The organism is Cupriavidus basilensis (assembly GCF_029335485.1).
GTDB classification, from domain to species: Bacteria; Pseudomonadota; Gammaproteobacteria; order Burkholderiales; family Burkholderiaceae; genus Cupriavidus; species Cupriavidus basilensis_E.
Map to the genome: position 1 here is coordinate 37,776 of NZ_JARJLM010000158.1, position 20,564 is coordinate 58,339.

Sequence of the window (20,564 nt, forward strand, 5' to 3'; positions counted from 1 at the left end):
GACTGACATGCTCTCACTGAAGATCAACGGCAAGGTGGTCAATGTGCAGACCGAGGCCGACACCCCGCTGCTCTGGGTGCTGCGCGGCGAACTCAAGATGACCGGGACCAAGTTCGGCTGCGGCATGGCCCTGTGCGGCGCCTGCACGGTGCATCTCGATGGCGCGCCGGTCCGCTCCTGCGTGACGCCGGTCTCCGCCGTGGGCGAGCGGGAGGTCACGACCATCGAGGGGCTGCAAGGCGCGCAGGCGCAGGCCCTGAAGGCAGCGTGGACGGAACTGGATGTCGTGCAATGCGGCTACTGCCAGAGCGGACAGCTGATGTCCGCCTGCGCCCTGCTCAGGCAGACACCCCAGCCGACCGACGCGGACATCGACGCCGCCATGGCCGGCAATATCTGCCGCTGCGGCACGTATCCGCGCATACGGGCGGCGATCCACAAAGCGGCGCTAGGACAAAAAACCTAGGTTGCGCGCGCTGCGGCCGCGGCAGTCTGCTGGAACCCGCCCTTGGCCGAACTCGAACGCCGGACTGGCAGCCTGGGGCCGCCGCGCTACTTCGCCGCCGCGCGCTTTTCCAGCAGCGGCTGGCTCACGCCCTGCACACCCACCAGCCCGAGTACCGTGGTCAGCCCGACCTGCGCGCCTTCCCAGGCGTTGGCCGGGTCGTACCACTCGTCGCGCGCATGGAAGCCGCCGGTCTTGCCGCCGCTGCCGATGATGATGGCGGGGATGCCTAGCGACATCGGCACATTGGCGTCGGTGCTGGCGCCGCGCAGGCTCGGCGTGCCCTTGCCATAGCCCTTGATGGCGCGCACCGCCGCCTGCACGATGGTGGCATCGGCCGGGGTGTGCCCGGCGGGACGATCGCCGATCAGCCGTACCTGGTAGGTGATCTGGCTGGCGGCCTGGCTGGCATGCCAGCGCCGGTTTTCCTCGGCGACGCCGGCGTCGATGGCCGCCATGATCTGCTTTTCCGTCTCCAGCAGGGCAGGCGTGGCATTCGAGCGGATATCCACGCTCATGCGCGCATCGCCTGCGATCGCGTTGACCGAGGTGCCGCCGCTCACGGTGCCGACAGTGAAGGTCGTCCGGGGATCCTCGGGCGGCCGCACGTCGCCGACTTTGGCGATGGCGCGTCCCATGGCGTGGATGGCGCTGGGCAGGCCGAAAGCGCCGAAGCTGTGGCCACCCGGGCCGCGGAAAGTGACTTCGTAGCGATGGCTGCCGGTGCCGAGGGTCAGCACCCGGTCGCCCACCCCGGGCTCCAGCCCGACCATGCCGTCGATGTCCGGATGCTCGCGGAACACGGCCTTCATGCCCCGCAGGTTACCCAGCTCTTCCTCGCCGACATTGCCCACGAACACCAGGTCGCCGACGGTGCGGACCTGGTTGTCGTTCAGCACCTTCAGCCACGACAGCAGGACGGTCAGGCCGCGCGTGTCGTCCGAGATGCCCGGCGCATACAGCCTGCCGTCGCGCGGCTTCACCGTGACATCGGTGCCTTCCGGAAACACCGTGTCGAGATGGGCCGAGACCAGCAGCCGGGGGCCGCTCCCGGCGCCCTTGCGAATGCCGATGACATTGCCCTCGGCATCGATATGCGCGTCGGCCAGGCCGAGCGCCTTGAGCCTGCCCAGGAAATATTCGGCCCGCGCCTTTTCCTTGAACGGCGGCGCCGGGATCTCGGTCATTGCCTTGAGGTCTCCCAGCGAGCGCGCGTCGTCCGCCTTCACGTCGGCCAGTACCTTCTTGACCAGCGGGGCGGCCTCCAGGCTGGCATAGGTCCGCTCCACCGCCGGCGACACCGCGGGCACCGGGATGGATTGCGCAAAGGCGTGACCGCCGGCCAGAACCAGCGCCGGCAACACCAGCCGGAGCGGAGGAACAAGGGCGACAGCGGATGGCAGGCGTGCTTGCATGATTTGGCGAAGGCTCCGGGAAGTTGGCTGACAGATGGGCTGGCACGCAGGTGAGACTGCGGGCAGCCGGCGCCCCCCTATTCTGCCAGCAGCGGACCCGCCGCGTGCGTCATGCTGCATGCTTGGCCAATGGCTGCAAAACAGCCGGCCAGCCAGTTGACCGCCCGGTATCGCACACAGGCTTGCGAACGCTTTCCCGTTCACCGGGTCGATCAGTAGGATGCGGCGGGTTATCATCGCATGCTGGCTGACAGGCAACCCTGTGGGGCGAGGCCATTCCCGGCCTCTGCGCCACCCGTGCCCGCAGTCTCCGATATCCACGCTTTATCGAGGTTCGACCGAGGGTGCCGTGGTAGAAGCAACGATTGAAATGTCCAGTCCCCACGGCTTGCAGGGCCGCAGGGCCGACCGGCTGACCAAGACGGCCAGCCAGTTCGAGTGCAATATCCTGTTGAGCAGCAACGACTACACGGCCAACGCCAAGAACGTCAAGGAGGTCATGCATCTGTCGTCGCGCGCAGGGCTCCGCCTGCGCATCCAGGCCAGCGGCGTGGACGAATCGGTAGCGCTGCGCGTCATCTGCGCACTGCTGACCGACTGAGCGGCCACCCCACGGATACCGCCCCCATGCCGATCGCCTACCTGCGCAGCCTGACCGGCCAGCGCCGCAGCCAGCTGGCCAACCGCCGGCTCGCCGGCTATCTGAGCTTCGTGGCCGGGGCCACCAATGCCGGCGGCTTCCTCGCGGTGCAGCAGTACACCTCGCATATGACCGGCATCGTCTCGGCCATGGCCGACCGCCTGGCGCTCGGCCAGGCCGGGCTGATCCTGGAGGGGCTCGGGGCCCTGCTGTCGTTCCTGGCTGGCGCCGCCACCTCGGCAGTCCTGATCAACTGGGCGCGGCGCGAACGGCTGCATAGCGAATACGCCCTGCCGCTGATGCTGGAAGCCCTGCTGCTCCTTTGCTTCGGCCTGCTGGGCGGCAACCTGGGTACCCGCCAATGGCTGTTCGTGCCGGCCACGGTGATGGTGCTGTGCTTCATCATGGGCCTGCAGAACGCCCTGATCACCAAGATCTCCAACGCCGAGATCCGCACCACCCACATCACCGGCATGATTACCGATATCGGCATCGAAATCGGCAAGCTGTTCTACTGGAACATAGCCAGGGCCGACCCGGCCACGCCGGTGGTGCTGGCCAACCGCCCCAAGCTGCGCGTGCTGGCCACGCTGGTGGCGCTGTTCTTCGGGGGTGGCGTTGCCGGTGCGCTGGGGTTCAAGCAACTGGGCTTCAGCGCCACGCTCGTCCTGGCGGCACTGCTGCTGGTGCTGGCGGTGGTGCCGGTCATGGACGACCTGCGCGCCCGCCTGCTGCGCCTGGCCGGGCAAGGACGCCAGTGGGCCCGCGAGGTGCTGCGCGATGTGCACGCCCTCTGGCTGGCCGCGCGCGACCCGCGCACGCCCTGGCATGCCAAGGCGATGGCGCTGCTGGTGGCCGGCTATGCCCTGTCGCCGATCGACCTGATTCCCGACTTTATTCCCGTGCTGGGCTATCTCGACGACGTCGTGCTGGTTCCCCTCGGCGTCATCCTGACCATCAGGATGATCCCCCCGCCACTGATGGGCGAGTTCCGCGCCGCGGCTGTGGCGGCCGCGCAACGCCCGCGCAGCCGCGTCGCCGCGGCGGTGATCGTGGTGTTGTGGATTTGCAGCACCCTGCTGGCCGCCGGGCTGCTTGCACGATACTTTTCATGGCTCTGACAGGCCTGATGCGCCGCCTCGCGCCTTGAAGGTGCGAGCCGACACATTGCTTTGCATTCGGGCAGGCGCAGGCTCCCTACAATCGAAGCATCGGGCCACGCGTCGGGCCCATCTTCGAGCCAGCAACGCATCATGCAGGAACAAGCCCCGACCCGCACCGCCATTTGCCTGCAAGGCCTGCGCGAGCTTGCCGCCACGCTGACCGCGGGCTCCCTGCTCCAGTCGGCCACGCTGCAGGTGATCGCCGAATACGAACGGGACGCGCAGGCGTCCGAAGACGAGTACTGCGCCCGTCGCCACGGCTGGGATTAGCGCCGTCCTTGTCCGGCCGCCCTGCCGGCGGCCAGGCGGATTCAATGCCGGCATGCCAGCGCGGGACGCGTGCCGCCATCCCGCGCCAGCGGCAGGATGGTCGGCGCGAGCGATTTCAGCAATTGCACCGACAAGGCGCTGGTGAAGGCATAGCGCGCGGCATAGGGCTCGTGCGCATAGGCCGTGACATTGCCGAAATAACGATCGCCCAGGAAGAAGACGAAGGTGGCGGACCGGCTGACCACGCGCGATGAAATAAGACGGCCGCCCGGCCCGTAGACCTCAAAGCGGTGATCGCCCGTGCCGGTCTTGCCGCCGGCCACCACGCCGCTGCCGCTCATCGCCGCCTTGAGCGAACCCGCCGTGCCGCTGTCCACCACGCCGATCATCGCCGCGCGCACCACGTCGGCAATATCCTCGCTCAGCAACCGGGTACCCTGCGTGCCCAGCCCGAATCCGGTTTCATAGGGCGTGCCCGCGGCGAAATCCAGGCTCCGCAAGGCACTGGCCGGCTGGCGCACGCCATTGGCCAGGATGATGCCCACCAGTTCGGCCAGCGCGGCGGGCCGGTCGCCCGCCGCACCGATCGCCGAGGCGTAGGACGCCGTGATGGCGCTGAACGGGTAGCCCAGCCGTTGCCAGCGGCGCGCGATTTCGCCGAATGCCTGGCGCTCGAGCTGGCTGCGGATGCGGCGCGTCTGGCCGCCGGGATGCCGGGTCTTGAACAGCCACGCGTACACCTCCTGACGCTGCGCGGTGCTGTCGCGCAATACTTCGTCGAGACTGGCGTCGGGCCGCTGGCGCAGATAGTCCAGCAGCCAGAGCTCGAGCGGATGCACGTGCGCCAGATAGCCGCGATCGTTGAGGTTGAACTTGTCCTGTCCGTACTTGCGGTACATCTTGGCCAGCATGTCGTCGGTCAGTGGCGCGTGCGGCAGGCCTGCGCGCATCGCCTTGCTGAACTGGGCCAGGTCTGCGTCGGGATCGATGCTGCGCAGCGTGACCGCCAGCCGCAAAGGGGTAAGGGTCCGGCCTTCCTGCACGCGCCTGGCCGCCTCCGCCTGCGTCTTGCCCTGATACTTCAGGTAGAAGGCGCGCAGGTAATCGCTGCCCTCCTTGTCGGCGAAGCGCACCAGGTAGGCATGCCGTTGCGGCGCATCCGGGTTGTTCAGCCACTCGTCGGCGTCGGGATGCAGCCGGTAGGTTTCGTAGCGCACGATATCGCGCATCAGGCGGATGAACACCAGGTTCACCGAGTGCTTGAAGCCTTCCTCGACCGGCATGATCTTCAGGCTTTCCCAGCGCTCGAAATTGGTAAACGTCTGCAGGCCGCCGCCGGTAAAGAACGCCTCGCCCGCGCCGCCGGAGTAGCGGCGCTGCATGGCGGCTTCCAGGATGGCGCGCCGGCTCTTGTCGGAGGCGGTGAGCAGGTAGTTCACCACCCACAGGCGCAGCGCATCGAGCGGGGCCGGCCTGACTTCGCGCAACTGGGCGGCAGACATGCCGGCATACTGCTCATGCAGCTCCGAGATGATCTCCAGGTAAGTCACCAGCGTGCGCAGCTTCGCAGTCGAGCCCAGGTTCAGCCGGGCGCCGCGGTTCAGGTCGAAAGGCAGATCGAGGTTGTCGGCCTGCACGCGCAGCAGGTTCGCGCCGGCGACCCGTTCATAGAGCGTGAAGCTCATGGCCAGCTTGCCGGGATCGTCGCCCTCCCGCAGCAGGTTGTGGCCATACAGCCCGGCGGCGTGGGCGCCGTCGCGCGTGCCCGCCGCCAGCAGTGCGTCGGTGACGACACGCTGCAGCGCCGTGTTGATCGTGCTGTGCGCCGTCAGGTCGAGGCGGTCGAGTTCATAGCTGCTGCCCAGCCCGAGATAGCGCAACAGGTCGGAACGGACACCGCTGATGGCCTTGCGCGCCACGAACGAGATTTCCGGGCGGTCCAGCGCGGCGGGCGACAGCTTCAAGGGCTGGGCCAGCGCGGCGTCGCGCAGCCATGGCGGGATGGCGCCGGCGGCGGCGAGCAGGCGCAGGTGGCTATCCGTCAGCGCTGCCAGCGCCTCGGTATTGCGCCGCAGGAAGTGCGATGGCCCGCGTTGCGCGATGATCAGCGAGAGGGCCTCCTTGAACACCCGTGCCTGCAGCTGGCCCTGCTCGCCCTCGGCCTGGCCCGCGCCGGGCCCCGGCCCCACGGCACTCGCCAGCAGCCGGTTGGCCTCGTCGAAATCCCGCCCGTACCAGGCCCACATCCCGTTGCCCAGCCCGTTGATCTCGCCGATGCCGGCCCGGGCAGACAGCGGTACCGTGTTCAGGTAATCGACCAGGATGCGTTGGCGGGCCGCGACCGTATCCGGCCCGTCCAGGTACGCCCGTATCGACGCACTGGCCATCTGCCTGATCTTTTCCCTGGGCGAACCGGTGCGGCCCGCGCGCGAATGGCGGTATTTCTCGATCTGGGTAGCCAGCGTGCTGCCGCCGGCCGCATCGTGCTTCTCATTGAAGAAGTGCATGCCCTGGTCCATGGCGGCGCGCGCAAAACGGCGCACATCCAGCGCCGGATTGCGCATGGGAAACTCGGGGTCGAGCAGGTCGCGGTTCTCGACGAAGAGCAAGGCGCTCACCAGCAACGGCGGAACCGCGCCGAAGCTGGCATAGTCCCGCCGCGGCAGCCGGGGGGGGCCGAACGGCTCGTCATTGCAGTCGAGCAGGTCCAGGCCGGCATGGGTTTTTTCGCGGTATGGCGCGAACAGGCCGGAATCGGTCAGCTCGAGCATCCTGTCCGACCAGCGCGCCTGGTGTTCGCGCCGAAATCCGCGCGCCTCCAGCAACTCGGTGAACTGCGGCAGCCGGCTATAGCCGAAGCGCACGTCATAGGGACCGTCTTCCGGAAAGCGGATGCGATCGCTCGGGCCGGGCTGTACCGCAAAGGCGACCCCTTTCGCCCGCGCCGCAAAGTAGCGCGCCTGCAGCCGCGAGGTGGCAAGTTCCTCGGCGACCACGGCGCCAAGCACGTACGCGCCCCCCGCAAGCAGGGCCAGTATCAGGAGCCTGGGCCAGAGACGACGTCGCACGATTCAGGTCCGTTTGCGAGGAAACCGGGGGCAGCCCGGCGCTTCGGCCTGTGCCGGCCGCCTGCTGGCAACGATGGCACTGTTACGCTGCGTTCGTCACCGCGTATACCCTAGCTCAATGGGGCCTAACGTACAAAGTGCGCGTGCGGCGTCATGGCGCGCCGCCCCGCCCGCCCCGTCAGCCTATATGCGGAACGCGGCAATGGCCTGGTCGAGCTGGCGCGCCTGGTCCTGCAGCGACGCCGCAGCGGCAGTGGCCTGCTCCACCAGCGCGGCATTCTGCTGGGTGGCTTCGTCCATCGAGGTCACCGCCCGGTTGACCTGCTCGATGCCGCTGCTCTGCTCCAGCGACGCGGCTGCGATCTCGCCCATGATGTCGGTCACGCGGCGAATCGCCGCCACCACGTCCTCCATGGTACTTGCGGCCCGCCCGGCCAGGCCGCTGCCGGTCGCTACATGCGCCAGCGAGGTCTCGATCATGGACTTGATCTCGCGGGCAGCCCCCGCGCTGCGCTGCGCCAGACTGCGCACCTCGCCGGCGACCACGGCGAAGCCGCGCCCTTGTTCGCCGGCCCGCGCGGCCTCCACGGCGGCATTGAGCGCAAGGATATTGGTCTGGAAGGCAATGCCGTCGACCACGCCGATGATCTCCGCCACGGTCTTGGCCGCCGCGCTGATATCGCCCATCGTGGCCATGACTTCGCCCACCACCGCACCGCCCTGGTGCGCCACCTCGACCGCGCTGACTGCGAGCTGGCTGGCCTGGCGCGCGTTGTCGGCGTTCTGGCGGACGGTGGAGGTCATCTGCTCCATGCTGGACGCCGTTTCCTGCAAGGATGCCGCCTGCGCCTCGGTACGGCCGGAGAGGTCGGCATTGCCGGCGGCGATCTGCCGCGTGGCCGCGGTGATGGCCTCCGAGCCGTCGCGCACGCGGCCCACGGTAGTGGCCAGGCTGCCCTGCATGCGGCCCAGCCCTTCCAGCAGGCGGCCCATCTCGTCGCGGCGCGTCACCCGCACCGGGTGGCTGAGATCGCCCTGCGCGATGCGGTCGAACTGCCGCAGCGCCAGTTCCAGCGGGCCAACGATGGCACGCAGCAGAAACACCGCGCAGGCGGCCGCCACCAGCAGCGACAGCACGATGGCGGCAATCACGCCGTTGCGGAATTGACGGTACGCCACCTGCGATGCATCGAAATTGCCCGCCGCCATCCTGAGCTGCAACTGGCTCAGCCTGAGGCTGCTGTCATTGGCATCGCGGAACAGCCTGGAAAGCCTGCCATCCATGATCTGGTCGGCCAGGGCACGGTCACGGGCACGCAGCGCTGCGATGATGGCCGCAATGCCATCGCGGTTGGCGGCCTCCCGCTTGCCGGCGACCTCGCTGGCCAGGCGGTCCTCCTCGCTGTCGCGGGGCAAGGCCATGAACCGCTTCCACGCGGTATCCGAGCGCGCCACCAGCTCTTCGGTGCGCTCCAGCAGACCGGATGCCTCGGGACTGTCGGGATAAAGCATGGCGCGATCCAGCGCGGTGCGGGCCCGGGTCAGGCTCAGATCCGCCTCGCCCAGCGCCAGGGCCGAGGCGAGCTGGTTCGAATAGGTGGCCTCATGTGCCTGGTTGGCGGCGCGCAAGCCCAGCAAGGCGGCCGCGCCTATGCCGAGCGCAAGCAGGAACAACAGGGAAACCGTGGCAATGAGACGGGCGCGGATGGTGAGGCTTGCGATCATGATGCGAAGGGGGCGGTTCGCTGGAGGGGGACGCCCTCTCTATCGGTGCAACGCAACAAAACTTGAACTGGCGCCGCGCTGTGTGCCGGAACAGGCGCCCTGCATCCCGCGGACGGCCTGTCGCACTTGATCTAGCTCAAACAATACGCCATCGCCCGGTCAAGTCTGGACGCCGCCGGCCGTTAGCGGACTGACCTCAAACCCTCGTTTCGATCCCGACGATGAAAAACCTTAGCGTGCGCACTGGGCTGCTGGCGATCCTGGTGACCTTTGCATTGATGATCGTGTTTGGCGCCGGCGTCGGCGTGCTCGCGCTGCGCGCCGCCAACCAGACCACCGAGCGCGTCCAGCAGATCGCCGCCCGCACCCTGCTGCTGGACGATGCCTACAAGGACATGACCCGCGCCCGCTCGGCGCTGGCGCGCGCCTATTCCTCGGCACGCGAAGGCAGCGCCGGGGTCGATGCCAACGCACTCGACGCGGCGCAGGCATCGCTCAAGCGCTCGGGCGAGCAACTGCAGCGTTTTGGCGCCGCCGCCGCGCTGGAAGGGCAAGACGAGGCCCTGCGCCGCCAGGTCGTTGGGGCCGCGCGGGCGCACGCCGCCACGGTCGAGCGCGCCATGGCAGCGCTGCGCGCCGGGGACCCCGCCGGCTATGCAGCCGTCAACGACAAGGAGGTGACACCCTCCGGCGCCGCCTATTCGAAAGGTGCCGCAGCCTTCCAGCAGCAGGCAAGCCAGCTCGCGCAGCAGGAGGCCGAGGCCAGCGGCGCACGCTACGGCCTGGTGGTCAAGCTGGTGGTCGTGGGCATCACGGCCGCGCTTGGGCTGATCGTCGCGGTACACCTTGGGCTGCGCGCATTCATCGTCAGGCCCCTGGCCGCCGCCGCCGAGCACCTTGGCCGCGTGGCCGAGGGCGACCTGAGCCAGCGCGCGGCAGCCGCGGGCGGCAACGAGGTGGGACGCGTGCTCACCGCGGTGGCACGCATGCAGGAGGCGCTGATCCGCACCGTCACGCAAGTGCGGGCCAGTTCGGATTCGGTCAATATCGGCGCGCGCGAGATTGCCGCCGGCAATACGGATCTCTCCTCCCGCACGGAACAGCAGTCCGCCTCGCTCGAACAGACCGCCGCCAGCATGGAGCAGCTGACCTCCACCGTGAGCAACAACACGGAGAGCGCGCGCCAGGCCAGCACACTGGCCGCCGAGGCCGCCCGCCTGGCCATGCGCGGTGGCGACGACGTGCGCGGGGTGGTGCAGACCATGGGCGACATCAACGGCAGCTCGCAACGCATCGCCGACATCATCGGCGTGATCGACGGCATTGCCTTCCAGACCAATATCCTGGCCCTGAACGCGGCCGTGGAAGCGGCGCGGGCTGGCGAAGCCGGCCGCGGCTTCGCGGTGGTGGCGGGCGAGGTGCGGGCGCTGGCGCAACGCAGCGCCAACGCTGCGCGCGAGATCAAATCCCTGATCGACGACTCGGCCAGCAAGGTCAGCGCCGGCAACGCCCTGGTGGCGCAGGCCGGCCAGACCATGAGCGAGACCGTGGAGGCCGTACGCCGCGTGGCGCGGATCATGGAGGACATCTCCTCGGCATCGCTGGAGCAAAGCGCCGGCATCGTCCAGGTCAGCCAGGCGGTGACGCAGATGGAACAGGTCACCCAGCAAAACGCCGCGCTGGTGGAGCAGGCCGCCGCCGCCGCCGGCTCGCTCGAAGCGCAGGCGCACCAGCTTGCCGAAGCGGTGGGCGCCTTCCGGCTGGCCCCGGTGGCCTGAGCGGGCGCAGCGCTCGCCGCCGGGCCCGCTCACGGCGCCGACAGGCCGCGCTGCAAGGTGGTCTTGAGCATGGAGAACACCTGCCGGGCCACCGGGTTGGCGGCATTCGGACGTGCCCAGAGGTAGTACGTCACATCCGGCAGGCGCGGCAGCCCATCCTTGTCCCCCAGCACGCGCATGTCGGCCCCCAGCAGGTCGATGCTGCGCGCGGTAATCCCCAGCCCGGCGCGAATGGCCGCCTTGATGCCGATCAGGCTTGGCGCCAGGTAGGCGGCGCGCCACGGCACGCCAGCCTCCTTGAGCGCCTCCAGCGCCAGCTTGCGGAACAGGCTGGGCTCATCGGCCAGGATCAGCGGCACCGTGCTGCCGTGCTCATAGGCAAAATCCGCCGCGCAAACCCAGATGGTGGGCGAGGTGCGCAACACCAGGCCGTCCAGGCTGGTGTCTTCGCGCGTCGACACGGTCAGGTCGATCTCCCCGCGCCGCAGCGACTCCATCAGGAAGGGACTGCGCCCCACGTGGATCTCCAGCCGCAAGGCAGGCGAAGCCCGCGCGATATGGGACAGCAGCGGCGGCAGGATGGTGTCGGCCACATCGTGCGGCGCGCCGATCCGCAGCGATCCGGTCAGGTCGCCCTCGCGCAGCACGCGCAGCGCCTCGTCGTTCAGGCTCAGCAATTGCCGCGCGTACTCCACCAGCTTGTTGCCATGCCGGGTGAGCTGCTTGCCCCGCCCCTGCCGCTCGAACAGCGCCAGCGCCACCTGCTCCTCCAGCCGCTGCATCTGCTGGGTGACGGCGGATTGCGTGCGATGCAGCCGCTCGGCAGCGGCGCCGAAGGTGCCGTGATCGGCAATGGCGACCAGGGTGCGCAGCAGATCCAGATCGAGATTACGCATTCATTAGACTTGCTTAAGTGTTTTCATGGGTGATTAAGTGGTTTCGGGCGGTGGCCTTCATTACAGTGAAACCTGACGGCGCTACGCAACGCCCCGCAAGCCAATATCCCACAAGACTTACCAGAGACCCAGCAAGGATTCTAGAGACATGTCGATCGCACAACAACGCCAGGCCGCCGTCGGGGACGCCATTCGATCCATCAAGGAAATCGTTGCCAGCGCAGGCGTCACCCGTGACTCGCTGGCCGGCGTGCTGACGCAGGTGGAGCAACTCGCGGCCAGCCCGCAACTGTGGGCGGAGAGCGAATTCGCCCCGCCCGAGGAGGGCGAGCGCCAGGCCCGCTACCTGATTGCCGAAGACACCGACCAGACCTTCGCGCTATACCTGAACGTGATGCGGCCCGGCAAGCGCATCCCGCCGCACAACCACACCACGTGGGCCTGCGTGGCGGGCGTGGTCGGCACGGAATACAACGACGTCTACCTGCGCACCGACGACGGCAGCCAGCCCGGCGTGGGCACGCTCGCGCATTCGCACACCGTGGAAGTCGGCCCGGGCACGGGCATCGCGCTGCTGCCCGATGACATCCATTCGGTGGAAATCCGCGGCGAAGCCGTGATCCGTCATCTGCATATGTACGGCCGCGCGCTCGAAACCCTGACCGACCGCCTCTCCTTCGACCTCGAGACCGGCCGCAGCCAGGTCATGGGCGTGGGCGTCAAGACGCGCCGCTAGCAGACACCGGGCTGCCGCGCCGGCACGCCCGGCCCAACCCTCACCCAATGCATTACCGCTTGCCTCCCGCCCGTGCGCGGCCAGGAGGCCAGGCCCCCTTTTTGCCTGAACAAACACATGCCCGCTCTCCTCGCTGCGCCCGCTACCGCCGATACGGTCGATACCGCCGCTACGCATTACGCCCTGGTCGATCCCGTCGTCCTCAAGGGATGGCTGCACGACCAGGATGAAATCGCCCTGTTCGATATCCGCGAGCATGGCCAGTACGGCGAAGGCCACCCGTTCTACGCCGTGCCGCTGCCCTATAGCCGGCTCGAGCTCGACATCGGCCGCCTGGCGCCCAACGCCTCGGCCCGCATCGTGCTGGCCGACGATGGCGACGGCGTGGCGCCGCGCGCCGCCCACGCCCTGGCGGCACTCGGCTACACAAGGCTGTTTGTGCTCGATGGCGGCGTGCCCGGCTGGCAGGCCGCGGGCTACGTCCTGTTCGCCGGCGTCAACGTGCCCTCCAAGGCCTTTGGCGAACTGGCCGAGCATCACTACGGCACGCCGCGCGTCTCGGCCGCCGGGCTGGCCGCCATGCAGGCCAGCGGGCAGCCGCCGGTGGTGCTCGACGGCCGCCCGGCCGCCGAGTTCCGCAAGATGAATATCCCCGGCGCCATCTGCTGCCCCAACGGCGAACTGGCTTACCGCCTGCGTGACCTCGTGCCGGACGCCACCACGCCCATCGTGATCAACTGCGCCGGCCGCACCCGCAGCATCATCGGCGCCCAGACGCTGATCCATTTCGGCGTGCCCAATCCCGTGTTCGCCCTGGAGAACGGCACCCAGGGCTGGTACCTGAACGATTTCAAGCTGGAGCATGGCGGCACGCGCCGCTATCCGGACAACGACGCGCCGCGCGGTCTCGACGCCGCCCGGAATGCCGCGCAGGCCATGGCCAGCCGCTTCGCCGTGCCGTGCATCGGTGCCGCGCAAGCCCGCATGTGGCTGGACGACCGCTTGCGCACCACCTACCTGTGCGACGTTCGCACGCCGGAGGAATACGCAGCCGGTTCGGTGCCCGGGGCCCAGCACACGCCCGGCGGCCAGCTCATCCAGGCCACCGACCAGTACGTGGGCGTGCGGCGTGCCCGCCTTGTGCTGATGGACGCCGACGGCGTGCGTGCCCCCGTGGTGGCCAGCTGGCTGCGCCAGATGGGGCACGACGCGGTGGTGCTCGAAGGCGGCATTGCCGCGGCATTGGCCGGCGGCCTGGCCGCCCGGGATGGCCCCGCGGCGCCCACCACCGTGCTCCGCCGCATCGATACGCCCACGCTGGCCGCGCAACTGGCCGGGCAACGCGCACTTGCGCTCGATGTGCGCCCCAGCGCGGCGTATCGCGCGGGACACATCCAGGGCAGCCGCTGGTCGATCCGCCCCGTAGTTGCGCGCGACCTGGCGGATGTGCCGCACGACACGGCGCTGGTACTGATCGGGGACGCCGGGCAGCCTGGCGTAGCGGCGCTGGCCTTGGCGGAACTGGTGGCGCTCGGCTACCGCGACGTAAGCGTGCTCGACGGCGGCGTCGGCGCGTGGCAGGCCGCGGGCCTCGCGCTGGTCACCGGCAGCGCGGACTGCCTGCCGGATGCGCGCTGCATCGATTTCCTGTTCTTCGTGCACGACCGCCACGACGGCAACAAGGAAGCCGCGCGCCGCTACCTGGCCTGGGAAACCAACCTGATCGGCCAGCTCGACGCGCAGGAACTGGCCACCTTCCGCTTCGCCTGAGCCAGCGCCATGCGATCCGTTCCTGCCTGATCCAAGCCATTTCGCACCATGAACCGCCACCAGCGACCGAGCCCGCTCGCGCATCCACCGCCCACCCACCGGCACGGCGACGGACGCGCGCAGCCGGCAAGGCGAGTCGCAAGGCAACGATTCCCAACCGGCTCGACGGTGCAGCGCCAAGGGGACGCCCCGGCATTCCGGGAACACAGGGGCTGGAGCGGCGCGCGATGCATCGCGCGGGGCCGCAGAAGCCCGCCCAGCCTCCCTTCGCACTGACATCTCTCTACAGATACAGGGGTTCTTCATGTCACGCATCAAGCATGTCCTGGCCAGCACCTTCGCTACCGCCACCGTCGCCGCATTCGCCCTCGCCACCACCCCCGCCACGGCCCAGCCGCTGGCGCCGGTCGGCGGCTACCCGTCGCAGCCGCTGCGCTTCGTCTCGCCCTTCCCCGCCGGCGGCGGCAACGACGCCATCACCCGCATCGTCACCACCCGGCTGGGCGAGGTGCTCGGCCAGACCGCCGTCACCGACAATCGCGGCGGCGCCGGCGGCAATATCGGTACGCGCCTGGTTGCCGAGGCCAAGCCCGATGGCTACACCCTGCTCACTTCGCAGGTATCGGTGATGGCCGTCAACCCGACCCTGTACGGCGCCCCGGGCTTCGACCCGGTGAAGAACTTCACGCCGGTCACGCAGATCAACGCGGCGCCGCTGGCCATCGTGGTGGCCGCCAATGCACCATGGCAGACCTTTGCCGAACTGGCTGCGCAGGCCAAGGCCCAGCCGCAGAAGATCACCTTTGCCACGCCCGGTAATGGCACGCTGTCGCACCTGGTCGGCGTGGTGCTGGACAAGGACAGCGGCGTGACGCTGCAGCATGTGCCCTACAAGGGCGCCGGCCCCGCCATCAACGACCTGCTGGGCGGCCAGGTGAACGTGCTGATCACCTCCACCGCCTCGGTGGCCGGCTTTATCCAGGGCGGCCGGATGCGCGCGCTGGCGGTGACCAGCCCGCGCCGCCTCGGCGTGTTCGCCAAGGTGCCGACGCTGGAAGAACTGGGCTATCGCAATGCCCGCTTCGAAGACTGGTATGGCGTGTTCGCGCCGGCCGGCACCCCGCCCGAGCGCGTCGCCTACCTGAACCGCGCCATCGTGCAGGTGCTGCAGATGCCGGAAGTGGTGAAACTGATCAATGACGGCGGCAGCGATGTGGTGGCCAGCAAACCGGATGCGTTCGCCGTGCAGCTCAAGGCAGACATCGCGCGCTGGTCGCATATCGTCAAGCTGTCCGGCGCGCGCATGGACTGATGGATCGCAGTCCGGCGCGCAAACGGTATGGGCATGGGATTTGCAACCGCCTGCGCCAGCAACACGATATACGCACGCACAGCCACGCACAGCCACGCCGGCCGCGCCGGCGCGGTACGGTGCCTCACCCTGATCGGGCCAAACCATGAAACACAGCACGCTTACCCGCCTCGCGCATGCCGGCCGTACCGGCACCGTGGACGGCGGCCAGCCCGTCAACCCGCCCGTGGTACGCGCCAGCACGGTGCTCTTCGATTCCGTCGCGCAGATGCGCGAGATGCGCTCGCGGCGCGGCAACGAGCGGCTCTTCACCTATGGCGCGCGCGGCAATCCCACCGCCTTCGCGCTGGAGGACATGGTCACTGAGCTGGAGGGCGGCTACCGCACCCGCCTGTTCCCCAGCGGACTCGCCGCCGCGGCAATGACGCTGCTGGCCTGCCTGCGCCCCGGCCAGCATGTGCTGCTGCCGGATTGCGTCTATGAGCCGGTACGCAAGCTCGCCGAGGGTTTTCTGGCGCAGCACGGCATTGCCGCCAGCTTCTATGCCAGCGACGGCCACGACCTGCAAGCCAGGCTGCGGCCGGAAACCCGTCTCGTCTACGTCGAGGCGCCCGGCTCGCTGGCTTACGAGATGTGCGACCTGCCCGCCATTGCCGGCATCGCCCGTCGGCACGGCGCGCTGGTGGCGGCCGACAACACCTGGGGCTCCGGCCTGCTATACCGCCCGCTCGCGCTCGGCGCGGATATCTCGCTGATGGCTGCCACCAAATACCTGTCCGGCCATTCCGACGTGATGATGGGCACGGTCTGCACCACCGAGGCCGCCTGGCCGGCGCTTGCCGCCGCCGCCGACGCCTTCGGCATGGCCGTCAGCCCCGACGATGCCTACCTGGTACAGCGAGGCATGCGCTCGCTGGGCGCGCGCCTGGCCCAGCACGAGCGCGGCGCGCTGGCGGTAGCGCACTGGCTGCGCGCACGCCCGGAAGTGGCCGAGGTGTTCTGCCCCGCCCTGCCCGGCGACCCCGGCCATGCACTGTGGCGCCGGGATTGCCGCGGCACCAACGGGCTGCTGTCGTTCTCTCTGGGCGATGCTGCGCCGGATGCGGCCGAGCGCTTCGTCGACAGCCTTGCGCTGTTCGGCATCGGCGCCTCCTGGGGCGGCTTCGAGAGCCTTGCCGTGATCGCCGACCTGCGCGGCGCGCGCAGCGTGACCGACTGGTCAGCGCGCGGCCAGGTCATTCGCCTGCATATCGGGCTGGAGGATATCGATGACCTGCTGGCGGATCTGGCGCAGGGGTTCGAGGCGATTGGCGGGAAGATTTCCTGCCATGTGAGTGCGATGCCGCCGGATTCGGCGCGCTAGTTCCCGCTGGATCAGCCATCGCCGGCCAGCGGGCAGCCTCGCTTGGGCGCCGCCACATCCCGGGCCCGCGCGGCGGATCTGCGCATGCCGCCCGCCGCCCTCCCCACAGGCTTACAATGCCGGCTTTCGCGCCCCCGCCACGCCATGCCCGCGACCATGACCGAAACAGCCTGCACCACGTTCTCGCCAGAGGAGCGGCAGAGCTTCTACCGCCTTGTCGCGTCGCGCCGCGACATGCGGCACTTCATGGCGGGCGCCGCGGTCGACGAGGCGGTGTTGATGCGCGTCCTGCAGGCCGCGCACAGCGCCCCGTCCGTGGGCCTGATGCAGCCGTGGCGTTTCATCCGCATTGCCGACCCCGCACTGAGGCAGGACATCGCGGCCCTGGTCGAGACCGAGCGCCACCGGACAGCGGCGGCGCTGGGCGAACGCGATAGCGAATTCCTGCGCCTGAAGGTGGAAGGCGTGCGCGAGTGCGCCGAGCTGTTGGTGGTGGCGCTGGCGCCGGACGATGGCACCGTGTTCGGCCGCCGCACCATGCCGCGCGAGATGGCGCTGTGCTCGGCGGCCTGCGCCATTGAAAACCTCTGGCTGGCGGCGCGCGTGGAAAACCTGGGACTGGGCTGGGTGTCCATGTTCGAGCCCGGCGCGCTGGCAACCCTGTTGCGGCTGCCGCCGGGCGGCCTGCCGATCGCGATTCTCTGCCTGGGTCCGGTCGACGCCTTCTATCCCGCGCCCATGCTGGAACTGGAAGGCTGGCGCCAGGGACGCCCGCTGGCGGAGCTGCTGTGCACCGACCGCTGGAGCCAGCCCGCGGCCTGAACGGCAGGCGGCCTGGAGGCGCGCCACCTTGCCGGGCCTCAAGCTTCAATCCTCAATCCTCAAAACCTGAAACCTGAAGCCCCAAGGTCAAGGCTCGACCGACGGCTCCCGCTTCATGCAGCGCAGCACGAAGGTGGAATGGCTGTGCCGCAGGCCCGGCAGCTTGTAGAGCTTGTGCCGCAAGAATTCCTCGTAGCCTTCCGTGCCGGCCACCGCCACCTTGATCAGGTAGTCGTATTCGCCGGTCAGCAGGTAGGCTTCCATCACTTCCGGCAACTCCGCCAGGGCTTCGCCGAAGCGGTCCAGCATGTCGTCATCGTGCCGGTCCAGCGTCACTTCGATCAGCACCGTGTCCGGCAGGCCCAGCGCCTTCTGGTTCAGCAGCGCGGCGTAGCCCTCGATCACGCCGCTTTCCTCCAGCGCGCGCACCCGGTTCCAGCAGGGCGTGGGCGACAGCCCGACCTGCTCGGCCAGCTTGAGGTTGGAGAGCCTGCCGTCACGCCGCAGCGCGCGCAGGATGCGCCGGTCGGTTCCATCCAGCTTTGGGGAGCTTGCCATGGTTTTTACCACCCTACAGGAACAATTCACCATCAACTTTAACACCAGTAGATGATTCGTCCTCAATCAAGGCAAATCTGGAGGCAATAAAGAAGCCCATTCTGAGGCAGCGCTGGTAGATTTATCGCATGAACTCCGAGCCACATACCCCCTCCGCCTCCGACACCATGCCTACCCTGAACCTTGCACTGCGGCTTGAACGCAACGACCTCTTCGGCGCCATCGAATGGACGCTCGCCAACGCCCGCCGCACCGGGCTCACCCTGATCGATCTGTGCTTCGGGCAGGCGGCCGCGCCCCACCAGCTCACGCTGTCGGTCGGCGCCGACAATGCGGACTTGCTGCCCTTGTTTCTCCGGCGCATGGAGAACGGCGCGGATGTGCTTGAAATCTTCGAGATCGCGGCCCCCGCCGATGCGCAGGCCGTTCCCGCCGTGGCAGCCGGTCCCAGCCCCTTCGATGCACCGCGGACCGTCCCCGTCGGCCATGCCCATGCGGCCCCGGCACAAGTCCAGTAGCCACGCGGCCCGGCCCCTGCCGCCGGCGCCTCAGCGCTGCTCGAAACTGCGCGTGAAATAAACCAGCCCGGCCTGCTCGCGCAACCGGTAGAGCAAAGCCGGGCGGCGCCCGGTTTCCTTCTGCGCGCCAAGATCTTCCAGCATCCCGCCCGCCAGCATCCTGGTGCGGAACGCTTTTTTCTCCAGCGAACGGCCGAGCACGAGTTCGTACACGTGCTGCAATTCGCCAAGCGTGAAGGCGGACGGCAGCAGGTGCGCGGGCAGCGAGGTGTACTCGGTCTTGCCGCGCACGCGATGCAGCGCTGCGCCCAGCAGGACAGCGTGATCGAACGCCAGCGGCATGGCAACGCCCTCGCCCTCCACCGGCGCCCAGCGCAAGTCGGCCGCGTTGCCTCCCTTTTGCAGCGCCAGCGTCTCGTCCGGCAACAAGGCCACGTACACGTGCGTGGTGGACCAGCCGCGCGGATCGCGCGTGGCGCTGCCCCAGCTGCCCACCTGCTCCAGGTAAGGACTGTCCACCCCGGTTTTTTCCGCCAGCTTGCGCAGGGCGCAGGCCTGCAGATCCCGATCCCGCGCGACATCGACAAAGCCGCCCGGCAGCGCCCAGCGGCCCGGGAAGGGCTCGCCCGCCTGTTGCGGGCGCTGCACCAGCAGCACCTGGAGGGAACCGGCGCGGATGGTCAGGATGACCACATCCACGGTGGTCAGCGGGCGGCGGAAGACCGCGTCGCCGGCGGCTTCGACCGGATCAGGAATAGGCTCGGAAGGCTTGGTCATGTTGCGGGAGGGCTCCTTGTCGCGGCTGTTCATGGCGGATTATAGGTTGACAAGTGGCACAGTGACACTTATATTAGTGGCACTGACACACTTATTATCGCTTTTCGCTTGCCGGCGAAAGCGGGCAGACCACCAGACACCACGGGAAAGGAACCACCATGTTCGGCATCCGCTTCATCAAGGCAGACCCCACCACCTATCTGATGCAGATGAAGGGCGGCAAGATCCTGCGCGAAGGCAGCGGCCAGTCCTTCTACTATTACTCGCCCACCACGTCGCTGGTGGCCGTGCCCGTGGGCAGCCAGGTCCTGCCGTACATCTTCGAGCTGATCACGGCCGACTTCCAGTCGGTGACGGTGCAGGGCAATCTCTCCTACCGCGTCGCCGAACCGCGCAAGACGGCAGCCATGCTCAACTTCGCGCTCAAGCCGGATGGCCGCAACTACGTCTCGGAAGATCCCCAGAACCTGCGCACCCGCGTCGAAGGCGTGGTGGAAGTGCTGGTGCAGCAGGCCGTCAGCGCCGAAACCCTGCGCTCGTCCCTGCAGGCCTCGGACCGCATGGCGCGCCAGGTCGAAGGCGCGCTGAAGACCCAGCCCGACGTGCTGGCGCTCGGGCTGGAGATCCTGTCCTTCTCGATGGTGGCGGTCAAGCCCCGCGCCGAAACCGCGCGTGCGCTGGAAGCCGAAATCCGCGAGCAAATCCTGAAGGCGGCCGACGACGCCATCTACGCCCGCCGCAACGCTGCCGTCGAGAACGAACGCGCCATCAAGGAAAGCGAACTCGACACCGAGGTGGCGGTGGAACTCAAGCAGCGCACCATCCGCGAGACCCAGATGGAAGCCGAAGCCGCGGTGCAGAAGAAGCAGGCGGAACTGGAGGCCAGCGCCATGGAGGCGCAGATCGCGCTGGAGGCGCGCCGCAAGGAATTCGTCGGCCTGGAAGCGGACAACACCCGCACCACCGCCGAGGCCGAAGCCCACCGCCTGGGCGCGGTCATGCAGGCACTGCAGGGGGCCGACGCGCGCATCGTGCAGGCGCTGGCCGCATCGGGCATGGCCCCCGGCCAGCTGATCGCACAGGCCTTTGGCGGCATTGCCGACAAGGCCGAGCGCATCGGGCAGCTGAATATGTCGCCGGAGCTGCTGCAATCGCTGCTGGCCCCGCAGGGCAAGGGCCGCGGCTGATCCCCGGCACGCGAACAGGTCATCCGCATTCAGGAACAGAAACAGGAACAGGAGCAACACG

Annotated in this window: 18 protein-coding genes; 12 read left to right on the forward strand and 6 right to left on the reverse strand. The window is 68.6% G+C overall.

The features are described 5' to 3' along the window. The first annotated feature begins 7 nt into the window (after window positions 1–7). Window positions 8–466, forward strand: a complete 459-nt coding sequence (locus P3W85_RS09090; protein ID WP_017230065.1) for a (2Fe-2S)-binding protein — start codon at window positions 8–10, stop codon at window positions 464–466. An 86-nt stretch (window positions 467–552) separates the two neighbouring features. On the opposite strand, the gene P3W85_RS09095 is transcribed toward P3W85_RS09090, so the two are convergent. Next, complete coding sequence (locus P3W85_RS09095) at window positions 553–1,920, reverse strand: M20/M25/M40 family metallo-hydrolase (protein WP_276264535.1); 1,368 nt, start codon at window positions 1,918–1,920, stop codon at window positions 553–555. A gap of 349 nt (window positions 1,921–2,269) precedes the next feature. Here P3W85_RS09095 and P3W85_RS09100 point away from each other — a divergent pair, with 349 nt between their 5' ends. The 3 genes from P3W85_RS09100 to P3W85_RS09110 all read left to right on the forward strand — a co-directional run bounded on the left by P3W85_RS09100 (window position 2,270) and on the right by P3W85_RS09110 (window position 3,993). Further along, on the forward strand, window positions 2,270–2,521 hold the full coding sequence (locus P3W85_RS09100) for an HPr family phosphocarrier protein (RefSeq protein WP_276264536.1): 252 nt from the start codon (window positions 2,270–2,272) through the stop codon (window positions 2,519–2,521). A gap of 26 nt (window positions 2,522–2,547) precedes the next feature. After that, complete coding sequence (locus P3W85_RS09105; protein ID WP_276264537.1) at window positions 2,548–3,681, forward strand: DUF1275 domain-containing transporter; 1,134 nt, start codon at window positions 2,548–2,550, stop codon at window positions 3,679–3,681. A gap of 132 nt (window positions 3,682–3,813) precedes the next feature. Next, window positions 3,814–3,993: a hypothetical protein gene (locus P3W85_RS09110; RefSeq protein WP_017231319.1), complete on the forward strand. Its 180-nt coding sequence runs from the start codon at window positions 3,814–3,816 to the stop codon at window positions 3,991–3,993. Between the two features lie 41 nt (window positions 3,994–4,034). On the opposite strand, the gene P3W85_RS09115 is transcribed toward P3W85_RS09110, so the two are convergent. Then, window positions 4,035–7,061 carry a transglycosylase domain-containing protein gene (locus P3W85_RS09115; RefSeq protein WP_276264538.1) on the reverse strand — a complete coding sequence of 1,009 codons (3,027 nt, stop codon included), beginning with the start codon at window positions 7,059–7,061 and terminating at the stop codon, window positions 4,035–4,037. Between the two features lie 183 nt (window positions 7,062–7,244). Continuing rightward, window positions 7,245–8,786: a methyl-accepting chemotaxis protein gene (locus tag P3W85_RS09120; RefSeq protein WP_276264539.1), complete on the reverse strand. Its 1,542-nt coding sequence runs from the start codon at window positions 8,784–8,786 to the stop codon at window positions 7,245–7,247. 221 nt (window positions 8,787–9,007) lie between these two features. On the opposite strand from P3W85_RS09120, the gene P3W85_RS09125 reads away from it, so the two are divergent. Further along, complete coding sequence (locus P3W85_RS09125) at window positions 9,008–10,564, forward strand: methyl-accepting chemotaxis protein (protein ID WP_276264540.1); 1,557 nt, start codon at window positions 9,008–9,010, stop codon at window positions 10,562–10,564. Window positions 10,565–10,593: 29 nt separating this feature from the next. Here the strand turns inward: P3W85_RS09125 and P3W85_RS09130 are convergent, their stop codons facing one another. Beyond that, a complete protein-coding gene (locus tag P3W85_RS09130; protein WP_276264541.1) occupies window positions 10,594–11,460 on the reverse strand; it encodes a LysR substrate-binding domain-containing protein in 867 nt (288 codons plus the stop codon). A 148-nt stretch (window positions 11,461–11,608) separates the two neighbouring features. Between P3W85_RS09130 and P3W85_RS09135 the strand changes: the two genes are divergently transcribed. The 5 genes from P3W85_RS09135 to bluB all read left to right on the forward strand — a co-directional run bounded on the left by P3W85_RS09135 (window position 11,609) and on the right by bluB (window position 17,463). Continuing rightward, window positions 11,609–12,196, forward strand: coding sequence for a cysteine dioxygenase family protein (locus tag P3W85_RS09135; RefSeq protein ID WP_276264542.1), 588 nt, complete (start codon window positions 11,609–11,611; stop codon window positions 12,194–12,196). A gap of 117 nt (window positions 12,197–12,313) precedes the next feature. Further along, window positions 12,314–13,966, forward strand: a complete 1,653-nt coding sequence (locus P3W85_RS09140) for a rhodanese-like domain-containing protein (protein WP_276264543.1) — start codon at window positions 12,314–12,316, stop codon at window positions 13,964–13,966. A gap of 304 nt (window positions 13,967–14,270) precedes the next feature. Then, on the forward strand, window positions 14,271–15,278 hold the full coding sequence (locus P3W85_RS09145) for a Bug family tripartite tricarboxylate transporter substrate binding protein (protein ID WP_276264544.1): 1,008 nt from the start codon (window positions 14,271–14,273) through the stop codon (window positions 15,276–15,278). A 145-nt stretch (window positions 15,279–15,423) separates the two neighbouring features. Continuing rightward, complete coding sequence (metC, locus tag P3W85_RS09150) at window positions 15,424–16,641, forward strand: cystathionine beta-lyase (protein WP_276264545.1); 1,218 nt, start codon at window positions 15,424–15,426, stop codon at window positions 16,639–16,641. 156 nt (window positions 16,642–16,797) lie between these two features. Further along, entirely contained in the window at window positions 16,798–17,463 is a 666-nt protein-coding gene (gene bluB / locus P3W85_RS09155; protein WP_276264546.1) for a 5,6-dimethylbenzimidazole synthase, read from the forward strand. Between the two features lie 87 nt (window positions 17,464–17,550). On the opposite strand, the gene P3W85_RS09160 is transcribed toward bluB, so the two are convergent. Then, window positions 17,551–18,021, reverse strand: coding sequence for an Lrp/AsnC family transcriptional regulator (locus tag P3W85_RS09160; RefSeq protein ID WP_276264547.1), 471 nt, complete (start codon window positions 18,019–18,021; stop codon window positions 17,551–17,553). A 128-nt stretch (window positions 18,022–18,149) separates the two neighbouring features. Here P3W85_RS09160 and P3W85_RS09165 point away from each other — a divergent pair, with 128 nt between their 5' ends. Then, window positions 18,150–18,539, forward strand: coding sequence for a hypothetical protein (locus P3W85_RS09165; RefSeq protein WP_276264548.1), 390 nt, complete (start codon window positions 18,150–18,152; stop codon window positions 18,537–18,539). 30 nt (window positions 18,540–18,569) lie between these two features. On the opposite strand, the gene P3W85_RS09170 is transcribed toward P3W85_RS09165, so the two are convergent. Beyond that, window positions 18,570–19,316, reverse strand: coding sequence for an NUDIX hydrolase (locus P3W85_RS09170; protein WP_035813150.1), 747 nt, complete (start codon window positions 19,314–19,316; stop codon window positions 18,570–18,572). Between the two features lie 158 nt (window positions 19,317–19,474). On the opposite strand from P3W85_RS09170, the gene P3W85_RS09175 reads away from it, so the two are divergent. After that, complete coding sequence (locus P3W85_RS09175) at window positions 19,475–20,503, forward strand: SPFH domain-containing protein (RefSeq protein ID WP_017227992.1); 1,029 nt, start codon at window positions 19,475–19,477, stop codon at window positions 20,501–20,503. Window positions 20,504–20,564 lie beyond the last annotated feature (61 nt).

Coding starts and splice junctions, on each gene's coding strand:
- P3W85_RS09130 (WP_276264541.1), bottom strand. CDS start 11,460: ATGCGTAATCTCGATCTGGATCTGCTGCGCACCCTGGTCGCCATTGCC.
- P3W85_RS09160 (WP_276264547.1), bottom strand. CDS start 18,021: ATGGCAAGCTCCCCAAAGCTGGATGGAACCGACCGGCGCATCCTGCGC.
- P3W85_RS09140 (WP_276264543.1), top strand. CDS start 12,314: ATGCCCGCTCTCCTCGCTGCGCCCGCTACCGCCGATACGGTCGATACC.
- P3W85_RS09120 (WP_276264539.1), bottom strand. CDS start 8,786: ATGATCGCAAGCCTCACCATCCGCGCCCGTCTCATTGCCACGGTTTCC.
- P3W85_RS09110 (WP_017231319.1), top strand. CDS start 3,814: ATGCAGGAACAAGCCCCGACCCGCACCGCCATTTGCCTGCAAGGCCTG.
- P3W85_RS09135 (WP_276264542.1), top strand. CDS start 11,609: ATGTCGATCGCACAACAACGCCAGGCCGCCGTCGGGGACGCCATTCGA.
- P3W85_RS09105 (WP_276264537.1), top strand. CDS start 2,548: ATGCCGATCGCCTACCTGCGCAGCCTGACCGGCCAGCGCCGCAGCCAG.
- P3W85_RS09165 (WP_276264548.1), top strand. CDS start 18,150: ATGAACTCCGAGCCACATACCCCCTCCGCCTCCGACACCATGCCTACC.
- metC (WP_276264545.1), top strand. CDS start 15,424: ATGAAACACAGCACGCTTACCCGCCTCGCGCATGCCGGCCGTACCGGC.
- P3W85_RS09090 (WP_017230065.1), top strand. CDS start 8: ATGCTCTCACTGAAGATCAACGGCAAGGTGGTCAATGTGCAGACCGAG.
- P3W85_RS09145 (WP_276264544.1), top strand. CDS start 14,271: ATGTCACGCATCAAGCATGTCCTGGCCAGCACCTTCGCTACCGCCACC.
- P3W85_RS09095 (WP_276264535.1), bottom strand. CDS start 1,920: ATGCAAGCACGCCTGCCATCCGCTGTCGCCCTTGTTCCTCCGCTCCGG.
- P3W85_RS09125 (WP_276264540.1), top strand. CDS start 9,008: ATGAAAAACCTTAGCGTGCGCACTGGGCTGCTGGCGATCCTGGTGACC.
- P3W85_RS09175 (WP_017227992.1), top strand. CDS start 19,475: ATGTTCGGCATCCGCTTCATCAAGGCAGACCCCACCACCTATCTGATG.
- P3W85_RS09170 (WP_035813150.1), bottom strand. CDS start 19,316: ATGACCAAGCCTTCCGAGCCTATTCCTGATCCGGTCGAAGCCGCCGGC.
- bluB (WP_276264546.1), top strand. CDS start 16,798: ATGACCGAAACAGCCTGCACCACGTTCTCGCCAGAGGAGCGGCAGAGC.